The 25,210-nt window shown below is 64.2% G+C and carries 5 protein-coding genes; 3 read left to right on the forward strand and 2 right to left on the reverse strand.

Features of this window, described 5'->3' with window-relative positions; genetic code table 11:
* The first annotated feature begins 39 nt into the window (after window positions 1–39).
* Both ACVOLI_RS11885 and ACVOLI_RS11890 read left to right on the forward strand, forming a co-directional pair.
* Window positions 40–18,723: a leukotoxin LktA family filamentous adhesin gene (locus ACVOLI_RS11885; protein WP_481614566.1), complete on the forward strand. Its 18,684-nt coding sequence runs from the start codon at window positions 40–42 to the stop codon at window positions 18,721–18,723.
* A 20-nt stretch (window positions 18,724–18,743) separates the two neighbouring features.
* Window positions 18,744–20,354: a ShlB/FhaC/HecB family hemolysin secretion/activation protein gene (locus tag ACVOLI_RS11890; protein ID WP_481614569.1), complete on the forward strand. Its 1,611-nt coding sequence runs from the start codon at window positions 18,744–18,746 to the stop codon at window positions 20,352–20,354.
* A gap of 40 nt (window positions 20,355–20,394) precedes the next feature.
* On the opposite strand, the gene recQ is transcribed toward ACVOLI_RS11890, so the two are convergent.
* Window positions 20,395–22,197 carry a DNA helicase RecQ gene (gene recQ, locus ACVOLI_RS11895; RefSeq protein ID WP_481614567.1) on the reverse strand — a complete coding sequence of 601 codons (1,803 nt, stop codon included), beginning with the start codon at window positions 22,195–22,197 and terminating at the stop codon, window positions 20,395–20,397.
* 247 nt (window positions 22,198–22,444) lie between these two features.
* Window positions 22,445–23,041, reverse strand: coding sequence for a Dps family protein (locus ACVOLI_RS11900; RefSeq protein WP_282273315.1), 597 nt, complete (start codon window positions 23,039–23,041; stop codon window positions 22,445–22,447).
* 88 nt (window positions 23,042–23,129) lie between these two features.
* Between ACVOLI_RS11900 and hrpA the strand changes: the two genes are divergently transcribed.
* Window positions 23,130–25,210, forward strand: a 2,081-nt coding sequence (hrpA, locus tag ACVOLI_RS11905; protein ID WP_481614568.1) for an ATP-dependent RNA helicase HrpA, incomplete at its 3' end; no start/stop codon positions are given.

Consider the following 25,210-nt stretch of genomic DNA (forward strand, 5'->3'; position numbering starts at 1 on the left):
GAGTGCTGCCGCCTGGCAGCGGCGCACCCTGGAGCTGCCATGAACCGCATTGACGCAACCAACGCTGCCAAGACCCTGCACGCCAGGACGAAAAGCGATCCCAAGCTGCGCCCGGCGGGCCTGGCAGTGGCGATTGGTTCGGTGCTGGGGCTGGCACTGCCGGTTGGGCTGGCGACAGCCGCATCGCCCCCGGGCGTTACCGACGTCACCAAACGCGGCGATACGGACACGGACATCGTCGCGAATGGGAACGTCACGACGGTGACTACCAAGACCATCAACGGCGGGGTGGCCTTCAACTCGTTCAGGGACTTCAAGGTTGCGCAGAACGATGTGGTCAACCTGGTGCTGCCGTTCACCGATCTGGCCAACAAGGAAGGGAGCCAGATCAACAATCTGGTCAATCTGGTCTGGGACTCGAAGATCTACATCAACGGTACCGTGAACAGTCTGCTCGACAGCACGGGTGCAATCGGTGGTCGTGTCTTCTTCGTCGATCCCATGGGAATGGTGGTTGGTGACCAGGGTGCACTCAACGTTGGCTCGTTGAGCGTGGCGACGCCAAGGGCGGATGTCATGGGTGACATCTTGGCCGGCGGCGGGGCGTTGAAGCGTTTGATGGCCGGGACCTTGTCACCGGAGCAGATCAGCGCGGACGGTGAGGTCAGCATTGACGGCAAGGTGCACGCCCGCAATGGCGTGCGCGTGCAAGCCCGCGCGATCGATGTGACCGGCACCATCCTTGTCGCCGTTCCGGCCAATGAGACCCTGAGTGGTGCGTTCAACCTGCAGCGCGAAGACGTCGCGGTGAATACCGGCGGCGACGATGCCAAGCTTGTGCTGGTGGATGATGGCAACGGCCAGATCCAGCTGCGCGCGGCCGCCGTCGTCGACACCGGATTGGCCCTGAGCAAGGATGCCACTGCCACGGTCACCATCGGTTGCGACGCCGCGCAGCCCGGTTGTGACAGCAGCGAGCGCGCCAGCCTGATCGCCAATGACATCGAGTTGACTGCATTGGCCAAGGTTGACTCGGGCTACAAGAACCCGGACAACACGCCGGATGGCATCCTGCAGAACGTCGAGGACAGCCTGGTCGACATCAGCGCCGCTGGTGACTTGTTGCAGACTGCGGCCGAGCTTGGCGCGGAAAAGGCGCTGGGGGGGCAGATCGCCTTCCTGCGCGCGAACAGCACTGCCCAGGTGCTCGTCAACGGCAATGCCGATCTCACCGCGACAGCGAACGCTACTGGCAAGCAAGGCGATATTGCATTGCATGCAAGCACGATGCAGCTGATCGACAACTCGGCCGCGGGAAAATCGTACGAAAAGAAGGACGTGCCGGTTCTGGACGACCAGGGCAACCCGGTGAAGAACCCGGATGGTACTCCCAAGACCCAACCTGAAACCCACTATCTGAGCCTTGGTGCAACCTATGCGCAGATCAACGCAACGACCGATGCCATCATCCGCTCCGGCGCTGGCGTAAAGGCGGACGGCGCGGTCTCGGTCAAGGCCGATGCCGATACCCGCTTGAAGGTTGCGGCGCAGTCGTTTGCAACCAACAACACTGCGGCTGGTTTCACTGCGGCGATCAGCAACGTGCACGTGAACACCACTGCCAGCATCGAGGCGTCCACGGCGGTGCTGAATGCAGGCAGCGTGAACGTATCGGCGGTCAATACCTCGTCGCTGGAAACCTCGGCGACAGCGTACTCGGATGCAACCGGCAAGGTCGGCCTGGCCGGCGCCGTCAGTCTGCAGGACATCAGCGCGACTGCGACCCTGGCGCGTGACGTCGATGCCAGCGGCAACGTCACCGTGCAGGCGGCGAGTGTTACCAGCAAGAACAGCACCACCAGCCTGGTCGATGCGCCGCCGAAGGAAAAGAAGAACGAGGACAAGAGCGATGATGCGGGCTCCAGCGGCGACAAGCTGATGGAGCTGGTGCAGTCCTTCGCCGGCAAGGGTATCGCTGCAGCGCAGAAGAAGGTGTCCGGCGACAACGGATCGCAACCCGGAGGTGGAACCGGTGGCGGGACGCCGAGCACGCCTTCACCGTTTCGCCTGGGCGGTGCCATCAGCTACGTCGGTGGCAGCCATACGGCCAATGCCACGATTGGCAGCGGTGCGAAGGTCACCGCCGGCGGCGACGTGGTGGTGGACAGCCAGGTCATCGATGCACAGATCGCCAACCATGCACTGAGCAACATCCAGGGCCAGGGCAAGAGCAATGACGGTTCGGCATTCACCTTGTCCGGTGCGGTAACCATCGCCGACCTCGAGCATGATGCATCGACGCTGGTCGGGAGCGGCGCTGCGCTTGAGGGCGCGCATGTCGGACTGGGCTCGAATGTCACGTTGCCGCGCGATTTCAGCGCGCTGCAGGCGGCGCAGCCGAAGTTCAGCAGCTTCGACGCGTTCAAGGATTCGCTCACCGCAGCCAAGACGCTGATCAGCGATCCTTCGGATCTTTTCACTTCCTACGGTTCGGCCAAGGGATCGGCGGATTCCGTCGCCTTGGGCGGCGTGGTCAGCTATTTCCGTACCAGGAACGCGGCCAGCACCAGTGTGGCCAGCGATGCGCACATCACCACCACCGCCACCGATGGCAAGGCGTGGACGGCGGCCCTGGATGCCAAGGATGAAGCGGGCAAGCAGATCACACGCAGCTTCGACAAGGACGCGGTGGTGCGGGCCAGGACCGAGATTACCGCGATCCATGCAGCCGGTGATCTGGGCCTGACGCTGAAACGTGTGTCCGCCGGTAACGGAGGTACCGCGGTAGGCGGAAGCGTCGGCTACATGGACTATGAGAATTCGGCGACTGCGCTGGTCAACGACGGCGCGGTGATCAACAGCCATGCATTGGAAGTTTCCGCCGAGAACAAGGAGACCATCGTCTCGCTGGCATTGCAGTCGGGTCAGGGCGGTAGCATCGGAGTCAGCGGGACCGCGTCGGCGCTGGACCTGGACAGCCACACGCTGGCCGGCGTGAGCAACAAGGCCAGCGTCATCGCCAGAAGCGTGGACGTGAAGGCGGATGAGGACCTGTTCGTGTGGTCGGTGGCCGGCGCGGTGGCGATGACTGACAGCCTGTCGGTTGGCGCCAGCGTGGCTTACCAGCAGATGGACACCGATACGCGCGCCTTCGTCGGTGCCATCCCGGATGATTTCAAACAGGGGACATCTGCCGCGACTGCTGGCAGCATCTCCACCAACGCATTGGCGGTGAACGCGACAAGCGAGGGGCTGACAGGGGCGGTGGCCGCCGCCGGCGCGATGGTCAGCAGCAAATCGCAGAAGGAAGAGGACCAGAAGGCGCAGCAGGCGCTGGCGGACAAGGAGAACGGTGAGAACCCCGGTTTCTTCGACAGCCTCAAGGCACGTGCCAGCGACAAGGTTGCCGGGTTGGAGTCGATGGCCGGCGGTCTGAAGAAGATAGGTGGCGACAAGGTTTCCGGCTACTTCGACAAGGCCAAGGGCCTGCTCGGCAGCAAGGATGCCCCGCAGAGCGATTCCGGTCCGATCAACCAGCCCTCGTTCGGAGTGGCGATGTCGGGCAGCGTCACCATCAACCGCATCCGCCAGAACACCAAGGCGGACATCACCTCGGCGACCGTGCATGGACTGGATACGGTCAGCAAGCTGGACGTCAACGCGCTGAACAAGACGCTGCTGGTGAGCATCAGCGGCGCCATCTCCATCACCAAGGCAAACTCGGATAACAGCAGCGGCAGCGCCGCCATTGCCGGTGGCGTGGCCTATGGCGATATCGCCAATACAACCGTTGCCGGTGTGGTTGGCAGCACGCTGGACAATGCCGGCGATGTGTCCATCACCGCGCGCAACGAGAACGAGCAGGTCAACGTCGGCCTGGGTGTTGGCATCAATGCCTCCAGTGACCAGAGCACCGCTGCCGCGGCCGCGGTGTCGGCGACGGTGGCGATGTCGAAGAACAACACGACCGCTAGCCTGGAGGGAACAACCCTGGGCAGCAGTGCCGCCGGCTACAACGTTGGCGTGAAGGCAGTCAACGAGTCGAAGATCGGCAATGGTGGTGGCGCGCTGTATGGCGGTGGCAAGGTCGGCATGGGCATTGCCGTGACCTATGCGGACATCGCCGACAAGACCGCCGCGTCGATCAGCGGCGGCAGCATCCGCGAGGCAGGGGACGTGCAGGTGATCGCTGCCGATGCTTCGCGGATCATTGCTGCGGCCGCGGCAGGCGGTGTCTCGAAGGAAGCCAACAACATCGGCCTGGCCGGTTCGGTGGTGATCAACCAGATCGCCAACCAGACCACTGCAACGATCAGCGGCGGCGCGGACATCGCGTTCTCCGGCACGCTGGACACCTACGCCGGTACCGCGCGCATCACCGACGTGCGTGCCACCGACGACGGCTGCTCTTCGGCCATGGGCATGGATTATTGCGGCTCGGCCATCGGCGGCGTGACCGCCAATGCCAACGCGGACACCGAATCCAGCAGTGATACCAACGTGGCGGCGATCGAGCGCAACGAGGCGCGCAGTTCGATCATCGCGGTGGCCGGCATGGTGCAGGTCAGCGACAACAATGCCGGCGTTGCGTTCGGCTACAACAGCATCAAGAACAGCCACGTGGCATCGATTGCCGGGGCCAACATCAACAAGTTGAGCGGTGCCACCGGCGGCGATATCGCCGTCACCGCCGAGGACCATGCCGATATCCTGGCGGTCAGTGCCGGCCTGGGCGTCAGCACCGGCAAGTTTGCTGGCGTGGGCAGTGCGTCGTACAACCAGATCAGCAACACCACCGCGGCGCTGGTCGGCGTGGATGCAGCAGGAAATACCGCAACGACGGTGTTGAACGGAACCTCGGTCCGGCTGGATGCCAGCGATGCGGCATATATCGCCTCGCTTTCAGGTGCGGTGACCGCAGGCGCCAAGGTGGCGGTGGGTGCGGCATTGACCATCAACGAGATCGGCAGCAAGACCAGCGCGACCGCGCGCGGCGCGGACCTGAGCGCAAGCGGTGAGGTGACGCTGGATGCACAGAACCAGGCGAAGATCCTCTCTGCTGCGATCGCTGGCGGTGGCGCCGGAAATGTCGCAGTGCAGGGTTCGGTGGCCTGGAGCACGATCGGCAACAACGCCAGCGCCGATCTCATCGGCGGTGAGGTGACTGCCGCCAACATCTCGGTCGGCGCGGAGAACACCTCGAAGATCCAGACGCTGTCCGGCGCCGTTGCTGGCGCAGGTACGGCCGCGGTCGGCGCGGCCATCAATGTTGGCAGCATCTCCGATACCACTCACGCCGGCGTGAGTGGCACAAAGGTCAGTAGCGGCGATCTGGACGTGAGCGCGATTGCCGATTCCACCATCAAGACGCTGGCTATTGCCGGCGCCGCCGCAGGAACCGCGGCGATTTCGGCGAGCAACAGCACCAACCTGGTCAACAACACCACCGACGCCACCATCACCGACCTGCAGCTGAAGGGGGATGGCGTGGTTGGCGAGGTCACGGTCAATGCCGGGACCAAGGGGGCTGCCTACTCGCTGGCCGGTGCGCTGGCCGGTGCGGGCAGCGTGGCGGTGGGGGCGGCCAGCAGCGTCAACCTCATCGGTGGCACCACCTCGGCAAGTGTCACCGGCTCGCGGCTGGACAAGGCGACCGGCCTGGATATCGAGGCCGGTTCCACCAACCTGGTCCGCACTGCCGCTATCTCCGGGGCGGGTGCGGGCAGCGTCGCGGTGGGCGGCAGCGTCACCACCAACATCGTTACTTCCGACACCTCGGCGCAGCTGCAGGACACCCGGCTCGACAGCAATGTCGCCGATGTGCGCGTGCACGCCAAGGATGGTCGCAGCATCGATTCCCTCGCTGGCGGCGGCGCCGTTGCAGGCAGCGTGGGTGTCGGCGCGGCGATCGCGTTCAACCAGATCGGCGGCAGCACGACGGCAAGCCTTGTCGGCGGTGGCAATGGCTACCAGGTCCATGCGAAGAACGTCGAGGTCTCGGCGGAAGCAACCAACGCGGCCGGCAATGGTGGTGCCAACATCCGTACAATCGCCGCCGGCCTTGGCGGTGGCGGTGCGGTTGGCGGCGCGGGTTCGGTCGCGGTGAACCTGATGGAGGGCCAGGTGCAGGCGCGCATCGCCGACGGCGCCGATGTGATTGCCGACGGCGACGTGAGCGTGCATGCGAACCAGCAGCAGGGTATCGACGTGCTGGCCGGCAGCGTCGCGGTGGGGGCAACCGCCGGTATCGGCCTGGGCACGGTGGTCAACCTGATGACCGGCAAGACACTGGCGCAGATCGATGGTGCCGGGACCAAGGTCAGCGCGTTGGCATGGAACGGCGGTCAGGGTGTGTTGGTGGATGCGGCAACCAGCCAGGCCATCAATACCCTGGGAGTCAGCCAGGCGATCACCTTTGCGCCGATCAGCGGACAGACGCTGTCGGTGATGGCCGGCGTGAACGTGATCGGTACCCAGACCGAGGCAAGCATCAGCTCTGCGGCGATCAACAAGCATGACCTGAGCAACTGGGCAGGAACGTGGCTGCCTGCGCGCGGCACGCCGACGCCGGGCACGGGGAGTGGCGGGGGTGCCGACAGCACGGCCGAGTTCGACTTCTACAGTGCCTTGGCGCAGGGTAGCGACAGCCAGGACGTGAAGGTCAAGGCCAGTAGCGACGTGAGTGCAAGCTCGCTGGTGATCGGTGCCGCGGCGGGCGCCGGCGGCAGTGCTTCCGGTGCGGCATCAAGCACGGTGCTGCAGACAGCGACGAAGGCGCGGATCCAGAACGCGGATATCGCCGCCAGTGGCGACATCGCCGTGGATGCCCGTGGCAGCCAAACCGCGCAGACCACCGTAGCCGGCCTGGCGGCCGGCCTAGCCGGCGGTGCAGGCACTGGCGTGGTCAATGTGTTCTCCAGCAATACGGATGCGTCGCTGAGCGGCGGTAAGACCGTTGGCGCCAGCCTGGCGGTGAATGCGATCAATACGGTGGACAGCCGCATCAACGCCGGTGCAGGTGCCGCGGGCGGAGCGGCGGTTGCCGGCACGCTGGTGGTGAACATGGCGCAGACGCGCACCGGCGCAAGCATCGGCGGCTCCGGTGTGAACACGGTGATCGACGTGGATGGTGGCGTGGGCGTAGCCGCACATACCGATACGCGCTTCGAGAATACCGTGGTCAGTGGTGCGTTGGCCGGTGCTGCCGCCGTGGCGGGCATGGCCCAGTTCCAGCAGATCGCCAACACCACCGAAGCCACCATCGTGGATGCCAGCATCGACGCCGGTGACGTGGATGTCGACGCGCTTGAGGAACTGGCCATCAAGGCCAACAGCGGTGTGGTGGCCGGAGGATTGGGAAGCGGCGTGGGGGCGGCGGCCAACATCACGCTGCTGGGCAGCAAGGTGGCGGCCACGGTCAGTGGTGGCAGCATTCGCAGCGGCGGTGAAGTGAACGTCGACGCGGCTTCCATCCGCGACATCACGATGATGACCGCCACTGCTGGCATCGGCATGAGCACCGGCATCGGTGGTGCAGCATCGGTGCTGCTGTCCGGCGTAGGTGATATCGGCGACGTGCTGGGTGAAGTGTCCGGCACCAAGGGGGCGGTGGACAGCCTCGCGTCCGGACAGAAACTGGATGCCAGCGTGACGGGTGACGCAGCGCTGGCGGACAAGCTGGACAGCAGCCACCTCGCACAGCTCAATGGCGCCACGTCCAACAGCCTGCTGACGCTGGGGGGCAAGCAGGACCAGGTGATCGCCGCGATCAAGGGGGCGAACGTCGAGGCGAGCCGCGTCGACGTCAATGCCGAGAGCCAGTTGAAGGCCAGCAACACCGCGGGCGCGCTCGCGGCGGGTGCGCTCGGTGCAGGTGGTGCGGTTGCCTACAGCGGCATGTTTGGGCAGACCTCGGCGGCGATCGAGAACGGGACCGTACGTGCTGGGAATATCCAGGTCGCGGCCAAGAGTGGCGCTGACAACGGCCAGCCAAGTTCGACGGTGAAGGCAATCGCGGGTGCAGCCGGGCTGGTTGGCCTGGGCGCGGCGGTTGCGTGGAATGACTTCGGGCAGACCACTACGGCGTCGGTGTCGGGCAACCTCAATGCCACCGGCCAGGGCGGTGGTCTGGATATCTCGGCATCGGACCGGAGCCGTGCCAGCGTTGAGGCGACCGGCGCCGCCGCGGGTGCATTGGCGGCAGGCGCAGTGATCGCACATGCTGCCCGCAATTCGACGGTATCGGCCACGGTGGGAGCAGGCTCTTCGCTGGGCGGTTTCCAGCAGGTCGGGTTGAATGCGCTGCACGGCGGTGGCGTCGAGGCCACTGGCATCGGCGCCGTTGCCGGTCTGGCCGGCGCGGCCAATGCGGTGGTGGTCCTGGCCAAGGACACCAGCAGCGTGAATGCCGGCGTTGGCGATGATGCGAGGATCATCACCAAGGGGACGGGCGTTGCCGGCCCGGCGGTAGGAGATGGATCTTCGCTGCAGGTCGTGGCCAGCTCCGATGCCACGGTAGGTGCCACCGGCTTGGGTGCGACCGTGTCTGCCGGCGCGGCAGTGGGCGCAGTGGTGGTCAATGCCGAGGCGAAGGCCGACGTGCTGGCTGCGCTCGGTAACAAGGTAAACGTGAGCGGTGACGGCAACGTCAGTGTCAAGGCGACGCGGGGAGCGGCGCTGGGCACGGGCGCAGGTGTATCCGCGGCGGCCACCGCAGGTGCGGGCGGCATCTACTTTGCCGCCAATGCCGCGGTTGCCAACGCCGGCGACAACAGCGTGACCAGGGCCCTGGTCGGCAACGACGTCGTCATCGGTAGCCACGGTGACTTCATCGTGGCAGCTGACAGCACCACGCGACAGGACGCGCAAGCCACCGGCATCACCATCGGTGGGCTGGCGCTGGGTGCGGCGGTGGCCAATGCCAGCTCCGACACCCGGACCATCGCCGCCATCGGTGATCGCATCAGTGGCACGCATGCCGGCACCACGGCCGACCCGCTGCAGATGATGGGCAAGCTGGCGGTGACTGCAAACGGCAACGACAGCAACCTGGCCAGCACCTTCGCTGGTAGCGGTGGCCTGATTTCCGGTGCTGCCAGTGCGGCGGGCACCAATGGCACCTCGGTTGTGGACGCGAGCATCGGCAGCAATGCCGGCAATGGCAAGGGCCTTCTGGCTGACAGCATCGTTGTGGCGGCGACACACCAGGCCGGCTATGGCGGCAGCGCGGATTCAACCAATGCTGCCGTTGCCGGTGCCAGTGGTTCAAAGGTGCGCAACGTGGTGGACAGCACGGTGACCGCGACGCTGGGAAGCGGTGCGCGCCTGTTTGCCGGCCACGGTATGGGCATCACTGCCGACAACCTGTTCAAGAGCCTGTTGGATGGCCCGGCGGTGCAGGCCGCCGCCGGCGGCGTGATCAATGGCAGCGCGGCGTTGCTGGAGACGCAGCTGACCGGCAGGACAGTGGCCAGTGTTGGTGACAACGTATTGCTGCAATCGGGTGTCGCCAACGGCGGCGGTGCCAACAACCTCGACATCGTTGCCCGCACCAAGGCAGTGGCGGTGGACAAGGCGCAGCTGTCGACTGGCGGTGCCATCCAGGTTGCAGTTGTGGATACGAAGATGGATGCCGACTTCAGCAACCAGGTGAGCGTTGGCAACAACGCCAAACTGGCGAGCTTGGGCTACCTCAACCTGGGTACTACCACCACCGGCTCACTGAACAGCCAGGCGCTGGTCAATACCTGGGGTCTGGCAGCGGTAGGCGCGGCGCATTCGAAGGTGGACGCCGACGTCATCGAGAGCGTCGACGTCGGGACTGGCGCAACCCTGTCATCGGTGCAGAACGCCTACCTGTCCGCAGGCAAGGACGGCACCGGATTGATGGAGAGCAACCTGCTGACCAATGCCGGCGCGGAGGGTTACGTACGCGGGCTGATCGCGATACCGACGGTTTCCGCCGATGCTGCCACCCGCGCGCAGATGGGGGTGAGCCTGGGTAAGGGTTCGACGTTGAACAGCTCTGGCGACATCTACGTGGGTGCCTGGGGCGACTATTTCGCGCAGCAGGCGAGTGGGCGCGCCACGGGCTACCAGCTGGGCTTCATCCCCGTGACCATCAACCGTTCCTCGCCCTCTGGCGCAGGAACAGTGGCCAGCAACGTGGCGATCGACGGCAAGGTGGTTGCGGGCACCGCGACCGATGTGCGCGTCGGGATCACGGGTGGTTTCAACTGCAGTGCCGATATCGGTATCGGTTACGCCTGCATGACGGTCGCCCAGCTCAAGCAACTGGACAGCAGCTTCGATCCAGGTGAGGTCGTCAACGACAACGAGCAGGTCGTGCTGATCGACGATATCTATGCGGCGGGTGCAGATGTCTATCTGAAGGGCACCAACATTCGCATTGGTAGTACCGGATCGGTAGCCGCGCATGGTGCACCGTCGGTGGATATCGTCAACGACTCGGCCTACCACCTGGCGTTCGGCAACATCTACATCCCCGACTACGCCGGCGGCAACGTAGTGGTTGCGGGCACGGTCAACAGTGGCTACGAGCGCATCAGCGGCAGCAGCTCAGGTGCCAAGCCGCATATCAACATCAACGGCAACTATACGCAGGGCAGTGGCACCTCGATCCTGCAGATGGGCGTGGTTAACAGCATCGGTGCCGATGTCCGCTACGAGTCCAAGGCCGGCTCCATCGTCAGCGGGCCGGTATACGCGGCAAGCTTCAACACGTTCGCGCCGAACGGCACCTTCACGTTCAAGAACAAGAATCTGGACAAGACCGTAGCTTCGTCCGAGGGGCTGTGGGCAAGTTACCTGCAGGGGCTGCTTGGCAGCGCCTATGGCAATGCCGACCTGGTGGCCGGTCTGCTGGCCAACCTGCAGTACAAGAACGGCGCCACCAATACCGAGCAGCTCAACAACAACCTGCTGAAGCAGCCGGGCGATGTTAACTATGGCGGTACTGCCATCATCGTCTACGGTGCATGTTTGCCGCATGTGGGCGGCTCGCGCTGCGGCACCAACCAGCCGGGGTATGGCGACTACACGACGTTCCCATACAACTACAAGAATTCAATCAAGATCCCAACCGTCGCCTACGTCGATAAGCTGAGCGGGAACGCGAGCTATTCGCAGAACGGTGCCATCGCGGCGGACAACAGTGCGATTCGCGCCCGCGAAGTGAACATCACGGCCCGGTATATCGATGTCAACGGCAAGATCGAGGCCGGTGCGGGCATCGACTGGTCGCTGAAGATCAGCGATGACACCAATGCAAGGAACTGGCTGGCTTGGGCGGATACACAGAGCGGCGTGCTGTCGGTGCCAGGTTCTATGGTGACCACGATTGGTGCAGCGTCCAACCTGATCTCGGTCAAGTACGACACAGCGGCTAAGCGCTTCATTGTCGATGACGTCAATGCCTCCGGCGGTGGCAAGGTGATGTTGGACGGCATGATCGTCAGCACCACCAACAAGGGCAAGATCAACGTCACCAGCGGCTTCGGTCAGGTGAAGGTGGATGTTGGCCTTGGTCGTGACGTCCAGCTGAGTGGCATGAATGTGGCGACCGGCCAGGATGGCGTGGTGCAGATCATCGACCGGCTCAAGACCAGCCTCGATGGCAAGGCAGCGTACTCCGTGTGGTATGTGCAGCGTGCCGGTGAGCAGGCCCGAGCCTACGACAACAGCGTATGTGGTGCTGCCTGCAACACCTGGGAAACCGCCAACAGCATCAGCAATGTGTCCAGCTACAACCCCACTGCTGGCATGCGCTACCGGTGGTCGATGACGGCCAACATTGGTCGCACCATTGACTGGAACAGCAATACAGCAGGGACCTGGAAGTTCCTCAATGGGCCCGGTGGTGGTGAGGCCTCTGGCGCGCAACGCTGGATCACTGGTGGCGGCACCTACTACCGTGCAGGCACCTCTGGTGCCGACATGGAATGGAATTACTCGGGCAGCTTCGGGAATTTCGACAACGTTGGCGTGGGCTATGGTTGCGGCGTGGTCCAATCGGGCTGCAATTTCGGCTTCCCGACGCCGGGTGGTGGCTTGCATTGGGACCCGTCGCGCGAAGGTGGCAAGGGGGGCTACGAAACCTGGTACCGCTACAGATTCCCGCAGAGTGGCCAGCTGAAGCTCAATGCCAGTGTGAGAGCGGACAACCCGATATCAATTGGCTTTGTCAGCCGCGACAAGGGGAGTGTCGATGTCAGTGTTGTCAGCGATCTGTACCTCAACGGAACCATCAACAACAAGGCTGGCACTACCACGCTGAGCTCCAGCCAGGGCAGCATCATTCAAGGCAATGATCGCGCCACGCTGTATGCGCAGAACCTGATTCTGAATGCCAGGAACGGCATCGGCGCGATTGACGGCAAGGCGATCGAGGCTGCGCAGTCCAGCGGCGGTACGGTCAAGGCAAGCACCAATGGGGGCGATATTGCGCTCAACGTTCACTCCAATGCGGACGTGCGCTTGGTGGCGGGCAATGCACAGTCCGGCTATGGCGACGTGAGCCTGATCGCTTCCGGAAACATCAACGGCGTGGCAGGTGATGCGGTTTCCATCGTCGGCAGCAACGTCAGGCTGACCAGCACCACCGGCAGTATCGGCAAGATCGGCTCCGCCGGCGCTCTGGTGATTTCTGCACACGAAAGCAATGGTGCCAACAACCAGGTCCGCGGCGGCAATGTTCACGCATCGGCGCGTGAGAACGTGTCGTTGGTGGACGTGGATGGTGATTTCTGGGTGGGCGGTGTGACCGCGACCAATGGTGATGTGTATCTGGAAGCAAGGAACGGCTCGCTGCTGGATGGCGCGCAGCGTGAGTCAGGCAAGGGGCTCAGCGACAGCCAGATCGAGGACATCCGCAAGCGCTTGAAGCTGGATGGTAGCGGCGTGGCCGACACCGTTGCCACCTATGAGCGGCAGGTGGAGGGTTTGTATGCGGAATACCTGAACCTCTACAAGCAGGGTGGAATCGTCGGCGGTGCATTCGTGCCGAACACGGCCTTGCTCGCTGCCTATCGCGCACGTGCAGAGTTGGCCGCAGGCGTCGCGCAGAGCGATGCCCAGGTGGCTGCCTTTGTCGCCGATCTGTATCAACAGATGGATGCCACCTTCGGCGCCGTGTACGGGGCGAGTTGGGCGACGGGCGCTGAGTTCGCCACACCCAGTACCAACTTCAGCTTTACCCTGGATACGAATTCGAGCATCTACAAGGAGTTGTCTGATCGCGCGCATTGGGATGACGGCCAGCTGCAGTTCGCCATCAACGCCAGCGCGCTGGAGCCGGCCAAGTCAACTGGCAACAACAACGCTGCGCCCACCATCTCCGGTAGCAACGTCACCTTGAGAGCGCGTGACGGCCTGGGCAAGTTGGCCGACAGCGTCGACGTCAACTACGCCCGCGTGTACGCCGGAAACCTCGATCCGAAGGAAGCCCTGGCCCTGGCGATGGCTACGTCGCCAGGCGATGTTCAGCTGATCGGTCGCAATGGTGAGGTGATCACCATCGACCAGCTGAAGGCAATGAGCGAGGCCGAGCTGCAGGCGGGGCCGGTGGACTTCATCCGGATCAAGCAGACCTCGCCGTTGTACGTGAAGGCCAGCGGCGCACTGACCGCGCAAGCCGGCGGATCGGCCTATCTGCAATCCACCGACAATCTGACGGTGGCGGCGCTGGATGTCGCCGGCAATGCTGCCTTGAGCGTGGCGGGCAACCTTGCCGGCGCAACAGCCGGGACGCTGCTGAACGTGGGTGGCAACCTGAAGCTTGAGGCCGACGGCAGCATCGGGAGCAATGTCGGTACCGCCAACGAGGCGTTGCTGGGGCTCAAGCTGGGCGGCACGCTCTCGGCCAATGCCGGTGGTGCCCTGGGCATCCGCCAGCATGGTGGCAACCTGCTGTTTGATTCGCTGTATTCAGGTGATCGCATGCGTCTGGACGTACGCGATGGCAGCCTGTTGTCAACGAGCTCCAGCGTCACCAGTCTTCGTTCAGGAGCCGGTGGTGTGCAGCTGAGCGCACGCGACAATATCAGCGCGCAGGATGGCGGTGCTCTGAATCTCCAGCTCGACAATGGTCGTCTGGATGGCAATGCAGGTGGCGATATCCTGATCAGCAGTCCCAAAACGGCATTGACCATCGGTACGCTCGAGAGTGGCCGGAACATGCAGGTCGGTGCGGCGGCGAACCTGGTCGCGCAGGCATTGCGGGCCGGTGGCAGCCTGCGTGCCGATGCTGGCGGAGTGCTGTACAACGGTGCGCCGGGCGATCTGCGGATTGATGAGGCGCGCGCGCGCGATGACATCAGCTTGGCCGCGGCTGGTGACATGGCGCTGGGCGAAGTGCAGTCCGCCCAGGGCAATGCCTTGCTGGTCGCAACGGGTGGCATCGAACTGGATGCGCTGCAGGCCAAGCTCATAACCATCAGTGCGGGTGGTCAACTGCAATTGCGGGCCGGCGGCTTGGTGGAGGGCGAAGCGGTGACAGCCAACCTTGGCAGCCTGGGGATGGGCGATGCGGCACGGATGCAGGCGGCTTCGCTGCTGGATGTGACCACAGTCGGAGATATGCAGCTCGGGCAGTTGCAGGTTACCGGAGGCAGCAACGCTGGTGTGATGAGTCTCGTGGCAGGCGGGCGTATCGCCGGTAACGGCGATGGGCAGGTGAACCTGCTTTCTGTTGCCGGAACGCAGGTGAACCTCAATGCACAGACCGGCTTGGGCCAGAACGGTGAGCGGCTGAGCATTGCTGGTGGCTTGGTCAATGGTGGCACGCAGGGAGGGGATGCCTTCCTTGAGTTGGTTGGGCCGGGTCGCATCGGCACGCTGGTTGCCGATGCAGGCAACCTGGATATTGCCGGCTCTGCTGACATCACGTTCGACAGTTTGAAGGCGGGCAACAACCTGAACGTTGTCGCCGCCTCGTTGCAGGGGGGCGACTTGTTGGCGGGACAGCAGCTCGATGCAAGCAGCAGTGATGCGATGACGCTGCGGGATGCGGTTGCAGGAAGTTCGATGCAGCTGAGCGCAGGCGAGGCGCTTGCGGCGCGTCAGCTGCTGGCGGGGACAACGATGGCGCTTTCCTCCAGCCGCACGCTGGATGTGCAGGAGCTGACGGTTGGCAGCGATCTGTCGGCCGAAGCAGTCGGCACGTTGTCCATCGCCAAGGCTGATGTCACCGGCAATGCCACTGTCGATGGCAAGGCGGATGTGGTGCTGGGTACGGCCAACGTTGGTCAGGCATTGCTCGCCAATGCAGCGACCACGCTGAGCGGGACGAGCCTGAACACCGGCGGCAACGCGACGCTGACCAGCGGTGGCAACACCACGATCGGCACGATTGATGGCAAGCAGGATCTTTCGGTCGCGACGGGTGGAGATCTGGCCCTGACCACTGGTACGGTCGGCGGCAATGCCGTGTTGAGCAGCACTGGTGCAACCAGCATCGACAGCTTGTCGGTGCAGGGAACCCTGGGCGCGGATTCCGTCGGCGCAGTGACGGCTCGGGTCCTGGCCTCGGGTGGCGCTGCGGCGCTGTCCTCGGGCAGCACGCTGGATGTGCAGGAGCTGACGGTTGGCAGCGATCTGTCGGCCGATGCGGTCGGCACGTTGTCCATCGCCAAGGCTGATGTCACCGGCAATGCCACTGTCGATGGCAAGGCGGATGTGGTGCTGGGTACGGCCAACGTTGGTCAGGCATTGGTTGCCAATGCAGCTACCACGCTGAGCGCGGCGAGCTTGAACACAGGCGGCAACGCGACGCTAACCAGCGGTGGCAACACCACGATCGGCATGATTGATGGCAAGCAGGATGTGTTGATCACGACAGGTAGCGACCTGAACCTGGTCACCGGCACGGTCGGCGGCAATGCAACCTTGACCAGCGGTGGCAACACCATGATCGGCACGATTGATGGCAAGCAGGATCTGTCGGTCGCGACGGGTGGCGATCTCGCCCTGACCACTGGCACGGTCGGCGGCAATGCCGTGTTGAGCAGCACCGGTGCAACCAGCATCGACAGCTTGTCGGTGCAGGGAGCCCTGGACGCGGGTTCCGTCGGCGCACTGACGGCGCGGGTCCTGGCTTCGGGCGGCGCTACGGCACTGTCCTCGGGCAGCACACTGGATGTGCAGGAGCTGACGGTTGGCAGCGATCTGTCGGCCGATGCGGTCGGCGCGCTGTCCATCGCCCAGGCCGACATAACCGGCAATGCCACTGTCGATGGCAAGGCGAATGTTGTGCTGGGTACGGCCAACGTTGGTCAGGCATTGCTCGCCAATGCAGCGACCACGCTGAGCGCGACGAGCCTGAACACCCGCGGCAACGCGACGCTGACCAGCGGTGGCAACACCACGATCGGCAAGATTGATGGCAAGCAGAATCTGTCGGTCACGACGGGTGGCGATCTGGCCCTGACCACTGGTACGGTCGGCGGCAATACCGTAGTGAGCAGCGCTGGTGCAACCAGCATCGACAGCTTGTCGGTACAGGGAGCCCTCGATGTGGATTCCGTCGGCGCACTGACGGCGCGGGTCCTGGCCTCGGGTGGCGCTGCGGCGCTGTCCTCGGGCAGCACGCTGGATGTGCAGGAGCTGACGGTTGGCAGCGATCTGTCGGCCGATGCGGTCGGCACGTTGTCCATCGCCAAGGCTGATGTCACCGGCAATGCCACTGTCGATGGCAAGGCGGATGTGGTGCTGGGTACGGCCAACGTTGGTCAGGCATTGGTTGCCAATGCAGCTACCACGCTGAGCGCGGCGAGCTTGAACACAGGCGGCAACGCGACGCTAACCAGCGGTGGCAACACCACGATCGGCATGATTGATGGCAAGCAGGATGTGTTGATCACGACAGGTAGCGACCTGAACCTGGTCACCGGCACGGTCGGCGGCAATGCAACCTTGACCAGCGGTGGCAACACCATGATCGGCACGATTGATGGCAAGCAGGATCTGTCGGTCGCGACGGGTGGCGATCTCGCCCTGACCACTGGCACGGTCGGCGGCAATGCCGTGTTGAGCAGCACCGGTGCAACCAGCATCGACAGCTTGTCGGTGCAGGGAGCCCTGGACGCGGGTTCCGTCGGCGCACTGACGGCGCGGGTCCTGGCTTCGGGCGGCGCTACGGCGCTGTCCTCGGGCAGCACGCTGGATGTGCAGGAGCTGACGGTTGGCAGCGATCTGTCGGCCGATGCGGTCGGCACGTTGTCCATCGTGCAGGCCGACATCACCGGCAATGCCACTGTCGATGGCAAGGCGGATGTGGTGCTGGGTACGGCCAACGTTGGTCAGGCATTGCTCGCCAGTGCAACGACCACGCTGAGCGCGACGAGCTTGAACACAGGCGGCAACGCGACCCTGACCAGCGGTGGCAACACAACCGTCGGTTCGTTCGAGGGCGAGCAGGACCTGACCGTCACGGCGGGCGGCGACATCGCAATAGCCAAGGCCCTGACGGGGAGGACGATGTACCTCGATGCGGGTCAGTCCATCCAGGTGGGCGTGGCGCAGATCGGCAGCGATGGAATCTGGAAGGCAGGCAGTGACATCAACGCTGATGCGGTGACCACTGGCTGCGCGTTCGATGCCGGTGCCGGCGGCGTGATCAGCATAGGCCTGCTGCAGGCCGGTTGCGGCATTGCGCTGACGTCCAGCGGCACGCTGTCCTTCGGTCACCTGCAGGCGGGTGACGACATCGGCCTGACATCGCATGCAGGCAGCGTGTTGGGTGGGCAGGTGGACGCTGGCGGTTCGCTGCTGGCAACGGCGGCGGCTGATATCGCCATCGAGGAGGCAGACGTCGCGCAGAACATTACCGGCACCAGCGGAGGCGCCCAGCGATGGGGCCGCTACGCCGCAGGAGGCGACACGCGCTTGCAGTCACAGGGAGATGTCACGGTTGGCAGCGGTGCCAGTGGCCGCGCGCAGTCGATCATTTCCGGTGGCAGCATCACGTTCGACCGGGTGGCCGCGGGCAGCACCGTCAGCATGGACGCACAGGGTGGTTCACTCAGTGGTGGCAACCTGCAAGCCGTATCCGGCCTTCTGGCCGCCCGTGATCAGCTCTCGCTTTCGCAGGCGTTGGTTGATACGCGCCTGAACCTCGCTGCGGACAGCATCCAGGCTCAGGTAGCGCAGTCGGCCGCCGGGCAGGGGCCACTGACCACAACCCTGACGGGTTATCACAACGGTGTGGCGCGCAAGGTAGTGGTTGAGGTGGATCCGCGTGATGCCTGGTTGATAGACCAGCTCAAGGCGGTGGACGCGCAGCTGGCAACCCGTTCGGCCCGGGCCAGTATCGGTCAGGCTTACATCGAACGGACCATGGCATTGAATACTGCGCAGATGCGGGTGTTCATGGACAACACCAATCCCATGCTGCGGCCGGTGGATGTACAGCTGATACAGCTGGACAAGTCCTTCCGCTTGGCCGCCGATGGTACGTTCCTGGTCACCGATGCCTATGTTGAGAGTTTCGGCGACGGCTTCCGTGTCACCAGCCCCAATTACAACCGTGATCATGTAGATAGTGACCTGAACTACTTCGGTGAAAGCGCGTTGCGTTACATGGGCAGGATGCTGCAGCTCGACCCGGGCTACAGCGACCAGGCACCGGTACGCGTGTTCGATGTGGACATGGGTGAGGACGTCATCGCTACGGATGGTGCGGCTGTCAACTTCGGGGCACCCAACTAATGAAGCACAGGGGCGTGAAGATGTATCGAGGGTTGCTACTACTTGGCGGCGCGTTGCTGCCGTGCATTGCGCAGGCGCAGTCAACCACCGCTGAAGGCGGCCAGACAACGACGCAGCGCATCGATGGCTACTACGAGCAGCGGCAGCCGTTGCAGCCGCAGCGGACACTGGACGATCCGCTGGAACAGCAGGCGGTGGAAGACAAGGCTGTGAAGAATGCAGATGGCGATCTGCAGTTCAACCTGAAGGCGGTACGCTTCAGTCCATCGGAATTGCTCGCCCGCGAGGACCTCGATGCTGTCTCGGCAGCCTATGTGGGGCGCCAGGTGAGCATGGCCGAGCTGGAGAAGCTGCTGGATGAGGTCAATGCACTTTATGCCGCCAAGGGTATTTCCACTGCCAAGGCCGTGTTGAAGGGCCAGGCGATCGAGAATGGCGAGGTGCAGATCAGCTTGATCGAGGGGCGGTTGGGCAAGCTGACAGTTGCTGGTGAGGGCAAGGTGCCGGAACGCTTCGTAAAGCGACGACTTCACCAGCCTGAGGGGGAAGTGGTGCAGACCGATCGTCTACGCGATGAGCTGGTCTACCTGAACCGGACCAGCGACCTGCAGGTGCGCGCACTGCTGCGACCGGGCCAAGCGGTGGGCACGACCGACATCGTGCTGATGACCGAGTTCCCTGACCCGCACAACTGGGGGGTGTTCATCGACAACTCGGGTGTGGAGAGCACCGGCCGCGAGCGTTATGGCGTGCAGGGTCAATTCTGGGGGTTGGCGGGTATCAACGATCTGCTGGCTGGCTCGGTGGCCTATTCGCGAGGGGGCCTCGAGGGTCGAATCGCCTACTCGGGCATCGTCAACAAGCGTAACGGTCGGGTTGGCGTGAACGTGTCGCGCAATCAGATCAATATCATCGACGGTGCCTATCGCGACCTCGACATCACCGGGGAATCCACCAACTACGGGCTTGACTACAGCCAGCCGTGGATCGCCAACCAGAAGTGGCTGCTGTCCACCATCGCCAGTGTTTCACGCGGAAATTCAACGTCCGAGATCGCGGATGTGCAGGTTTCGGAGATCAAATCCACCAGCATGTCGTTGGGCGTGAGCGCGGGCTACCGCAACAACGGCTACGACTGGTCGATCTACCAAGGCGTATCGCGGGTGCGCACCGATGAGACGCTGAAGAACGGCCGCAACTTCACTGTCGCCAACGGCAACACCAGCTGGACGCAGCGGATCGGTGGCAGTGCCTTCCTTTATCGCGCGCAGTTGGGCTGGCAGTTCACGTCCGGGGAGTTCCTGCCGTCGAGCAATCTGTTCCAGGTGGGCGGGATTGGCAGCGTGCGTGGCTATGTCCGCGGTGCACTGTCCGGGGTAAAGGGCTACTTCGGCAGCGTTGAACTGCACAGGCCGTATCGGCAGGCGCACGACGCCTATGTGTTCTTCGATCACGGTGAGGTGCGGGGGGATTTCCCGACCTCGGCAAGCATCAGCAGCGTTGGCTTCGGCTTGAACGGACAGTTGTTCAAACGCTACAGCTATAGCCTCGACCTGGGTCATCCGCTGGACAAAGTGCTGAAGGACCAGGACAACGTGCGCGCGGATTTCCGCATCAGCGCCCGCTGGTGATCAAGACCCCGGGCAGGGCAGGGTGGCTCAGCGCCGCCCGTCAGCCCTGCTCGCGCACGATCTCGACCAGGCGCTGGCCGTAACGGGCCAGCTTGCTGCCGCCAATGCCGCCAACCTTGCCGAGTGCGTCGACGCTGGTCGGGCGCTGCTCGGCGATGTTGCGCAGGGTGCTGTCGTGGAAGATCACGAATGCCGGCACGTTCTGTTCGCGTGCCAGTTCCGCACGCAACCCGCGCAGTGCCTGGAACAGCGATAGGTCGCCAGCCTGTACCGGCAGGCCGGTACGCGGGCTACCGCGCTCGCGCTCGCGCGTTGGTGCAGCGTCGCGGCGCATCATCATCTGCCGGCGGCCGGTCAGCACGTCGCGGCTGGCATCGGTCAGGCGCAGGCCGCCGTGGCTTTCCGGGTCCACTTCCAGCAGGCTGGCGGCAACCAGCTGGCGGAACACGCCGCGCCAGGCGCGCGCATCCAGGTCATTGCCGATGGCGTAGGTGCTGAGCTTGTCGTGGCCGAACTGGCGGATGCGTTCGTTGTCGCTGCCGCGCAGGATGTCGATCAGGTGGCCGACGCCAAAGCGCTGGCCGCTGCGGTACACGCAGCTCAGCGCCTTCTGCGCCGGAATGGTGGCATCCCAGGCCGCGGGTGGGGTGAGGCAGTTGTCGCAGTTGCCGCAGGGCTTGGGATAGGTTTCGCCGAAGCCGGCCAGCAGCACCTGGCGGCGGCACTGCATCGATTCGCAGTATCCGAGCAGATGGTCGAGCTTGGCACGCTCCAACTGCTTGCGTTCCTCGCCGGCCTCGGACTGCTCGATCATCTGCTTGAGCAGCACCACGTCGCCCAGGCCGTAGCACAGCCAGGCTTCGGCGGCTTCGCCATCGCGGCCGGCACGGCCGGTTTCCTGGTAATAACCTTCCATCGATTTGGGCAGGTCGGTGTGCGCGACAAAACGCACGTCCGGCTTGTCGATGCCCATGCCGAAGGCGATGGTGGCGCACATCACGATGCCGTCCTCACGCAGGAAGCGGCGCTGGTTGGCGGCGCGTACCTCCGGCGGCATGCCAGCGTGATAGGGCAGGGCCTGCATGCCTTCGCCACACAGGAACTGCGCGGTCTCCTCGACCTTGCGCCGGGACATGCAATAGACGATGCCGGCCTCATCGCGGTGATTGCGCAGGAAGCCCAGCAGCTGGCGCTTGGCGTTGTCCTTCTGCACCACGGTGTAACGGATGTTGGGGCGGTCGAAGGAACTGACGAAATGCTGGGCGGTGGACAGGTCCAGGCGCTCGGCGATCTCGCGCTGGGTAGGCGGATCGGCGGTGGCGGTCAGGGCGATCCGCGGCACCTGCGGCCAGCGCTCATGCAGGACCGTCAGCTGCCGGTATTCGGGGCGGAAGTCGTGCCCCCATTGCGAGACGCAATGGGCCTCATCGATGGCGAACAGCGAGATGTGGGCGCGGCCCAGCAATGACAGGAAGCGCCCGGTCAGCAGGCGCTCCGGGGCGACGTAAAGCAGTTTCAGCTCACCGGCCAGCAGCTCGCGCTCGACCCGCGCGGCGGTTTCGGCGTCCAGCGTGGAATTGAGGAACTCGGCGCGGACACCGACCTGGTGCAGCGCCTCCACCTGGTCCTGCATCAACGCGATCAGCGGCGAGATGACGATGCCGCAGCCTTCACGCAGCAGGGCCGGGATCTGGTAGCACAGGGATTTGCCGCCGCCGGTCGGCATCAATACCAAGGCGTCGTTGCCACTGGCGACGTGCTCGACGATGGCCTGCTGATCGCCGCGGAAACTGTCGTAACCGAAAACGCTGGAGAGCAGTTGTTGCGCGGGACTCTGGGGCATTGCGCTAGTTTACCCGCTGGCGGGCCGCGCTGAATGATCGATACAGCGTCAGGCAGGCAGCGATCCGCCTGTAGTGCCGAGCCATGCTCGGCAGGGGCCTTGCCGATAAACCCCCTGTAGTGCCGAGCCATGCTCGGCAGAAGCCTTGTCGATACCCCCTGTAGTGCCGAGCCATGCTCGGCTGAGACCTTGCCGATAAAGCCCCTGCCGAGCATGGTTCGGCACTACAGGTACTGCGTCGAACCCTTTACTGCAGCAGCGACCGCAGCATCCACGCATACTTCTCATGGATCTGCAGGCGCTGGGTCAGCAGGTCCTCGCTGGGGGCGTCGTCGGCGTCATCGGCCTGGTCCAGCACCTTGCGTGCGGTACGGCAGACCGCTTCATTGCCGACCACCAGCTGGCGGACCATCTCGCGCCAGTCGGCACTGTCATTCAGGCCCGGCTCCTCGGCAATCGAGGTCAGTGCAGCGAATTCGCGGTAGGAGCCCGGCGCGTTGAAGCCCAGGGCGCGGATGCGCTCGGCGATCTCGTCCAGGGCGTTCCACTGCTCGGTGTACTGGTCCATGAACATATTGTGCAGCGAGTTGAACATCGACCCGGTGACGTTCCAGTGGAAGTTGTGGGTCTTCAGGTACAGCGTGTAAGAATCGGCGAGGAAGTGCGACAGGCCGTCGGCGACCTTCTTGCGATCCGCGTCCTTGATCCCAATATTGACCGCGGGGGCCGAAGGCGCGGCGGCGGCCAGCTTCTTCTTGCCGATCTCGGTGCTGGTGGCGGCTGCTGCGACGGCCTGCTTCTTCTTTCCGGCTTCTGGTTTGCTGCTGTTCTTGGCCTTGGCCATGACGCTTTTCTCCTTGGCGGGTTGAATGGCTACACAATAGCGCTCTGCGCACCATACCTGCATTTCAAGTTTTCACGTTGAACGATTGATGAGCACTATCGAGAAAGACCTGTCCGCGCGCCTGCGCGCTGCCCGCCCCGCGATTGACGGAGGCATGAGCCGTGATCGTGGGCGCCTGTTGGGGCTGCTGTCGCGCTGGCAGGGCAAGCCTGCGGACGCGGCGGCCGAGCAGGCCTTCCAGCAGCAGCTGCAGCGCTCGCACGCGCAGCGCCAGCAGCGCGCCGCGCGGCCGATCGCGGTCAGCATGGACGAAGCGCTGCCGATCGCACGTGAAGCCGAGCAGATCAGTGCACTGATCCGTGCCCATCAGGTAGTGGTCATCGCTGGCGAGACCGGCTCCGGCAAGACCACCCAGCTGCCCAAACTCTGCCTGGCGGCCGGTCGCGGCGAGGCTGGGATGATCGGCTGCACCCAGCCACGCCGTATCGCCGCCCGCGCGGTGGCCGCGCGCGTGGCCGAGGAGCTGCAGACCGAACTGGGTACAGTGGTCGGCTACCAGGTGCGCTTCACCGACAAGGTCGGTGAAGACAGCCGCATCAAGTTCATGACCGACGGCATCCTGTTGGCCGAGATCGCCTCGGACCGCTGGTTGTCGCGCTACGACACCTTGATCATCGACGAGGCGCACGAACGCAGCCTCAACATCGACTTCCTGCTGGGCTACCTGAAGCAGCTGCTGCGCAAGCGCCCGGACCTGAAGTTGATCGTGACCTCGGCCACCATCGATACCGAGCGCTTCTCGCGCCACTTTGACAATGCGCCTGTGGTCAATGTCGAAGGTCGCACCTACCCGGTGGAGGTGCGTTACCGGCCGCTGGAGGACATGGGGCAGAGCGCTGACAGCGCTACGGCGCCAGCGCGCGGCAAACGCAGCGAGGCGGACAGCGATCCGGCGATGGATCCGGTCTCGGCCATTGTGGCTGCCGTCGATGAAATCACCCGCAGCGATGCGCGCGGCGACGTATTGATCTTCCTGCCAGGTGAGCGCGAGATCCGCGATACCCACCAGGCTTTGGAACGTCGCAAATACCGCGAGACCGAGGTGCTGCCGCTGTATGCGCGGCTGTCGGCCAAGGACCAGGACCGGGTATTCAATCCCGGCCCGAAGCGACGCGTGGTACTGACCACCAACGTCGCCGAAACCTCGCTGACCGTGCCGCGCATCCGCTACGTGGTTGATCCGGGTTTTGCCCGCGTCAAACGCTATAGCCCACGGCAGAAGCTCGATCGCCTGCATATCGAAGCGGTATCGCAGGCCAGCGCCAACCAGCGCAAGGGCCGCTGCGGTCGTATCTCCGAGGGCGTGTGTTACCGGCTGTATTCGGAGGCTGATTTCCTGAGCCGATCGGAGTTCACCGATCCTGAGATCCGCCGTTCCTCGTTGTCCGGTGTGATCCTGCGCATGCTGCAGCTGGGCCTGGGCAAGATCGACGAGTTTCCGTTCCTTGAAGCGCCGGACGAGCGTGCGGTGGCCGACGGTTGGCAACAGCTGGTCGAGCTTGGTGCGATCGACGAGGAGCGCAAGCTCACCGCCATCGGCCGGCAGATGGCGCGCTTGCCGGTAGACGTGAAACTGGCGCGCATGCTGGTGGCCGCGCAGAAGGGTGGTTGCCTGCGTGAGATGCTGGTGATTGCGTCTTTCCTTGGCATCCAGGACCCGCGCGAGCGGCCACCGGAAGCACGTGAGGCGGCCGACAATGCACACGCCTTGTTTGCCGATGCACGCTCCGAATTCATCGGCATCCTGCGGCTGTGGAATGCCTACCGCGATGCCCACGAAGAGCTCACCCAGTCCAAACTGCGCGACTGGTGCGGGCGCCATTTCCTCGGCTTCCTGCGCATGCGCGAATGGCGCGAGCTGCACCGCCAGCTGCGCCTGCTGTGCGAGGAGCTGGGTTGGGCGATGGGCGAGGACGAAGCCTTCGGCAAGGCGCTGTTGTCGGCGCCGCCGGCCATGCCCGCCGGTGGTGATGCCGAGGCCAAGCGCAAAGCCACGCGTGGCGAGCAGCACAAGGCTGCACGTCTGGCCCGCGAGGGGAAACCGGCTTTAAAACCGGGGTCAGAGTCGGGTTTCCCACTGACTCCTTCCGCGGCGGACAAAACTCGAGG

The organism is Stenotrophomonas sp. STEN029 (genome assembly GCF_056760015.1).

Bases quoted from the DNA above. Each gene is read 5' to 3' on its own strand.
- ACVOLI_RS11885 (WP_481614566.1), top strand. From the start codon at position 40: ATGAACCGCATTGACGCAACCAACGCTGCCAAGACCCTGCACGCCAGG.
- ACVOLI_RS11890 (WP_481614569.1), top strand. From the start codon at position 18,744: ATGTATCGAGGGTTGCTACTACTTGGCGGCGCGTTGCTGCCGTGCATT.
- recQ (WP_481614567.1), bottom strand. From the start codon at position 22,197: ATGCCCCAGAGTCCCGCGCAACAACTGCTCTCCAGCGTTTTCGGTTAC.
- ACVOLI_RS11900 (WP_282273315.1), bottom strand. From the start codon at position 23,041: ATGGCCAAGGCCAAGAACAGCAGCAAACCAGAAGCCGGAAAGAAGAAG.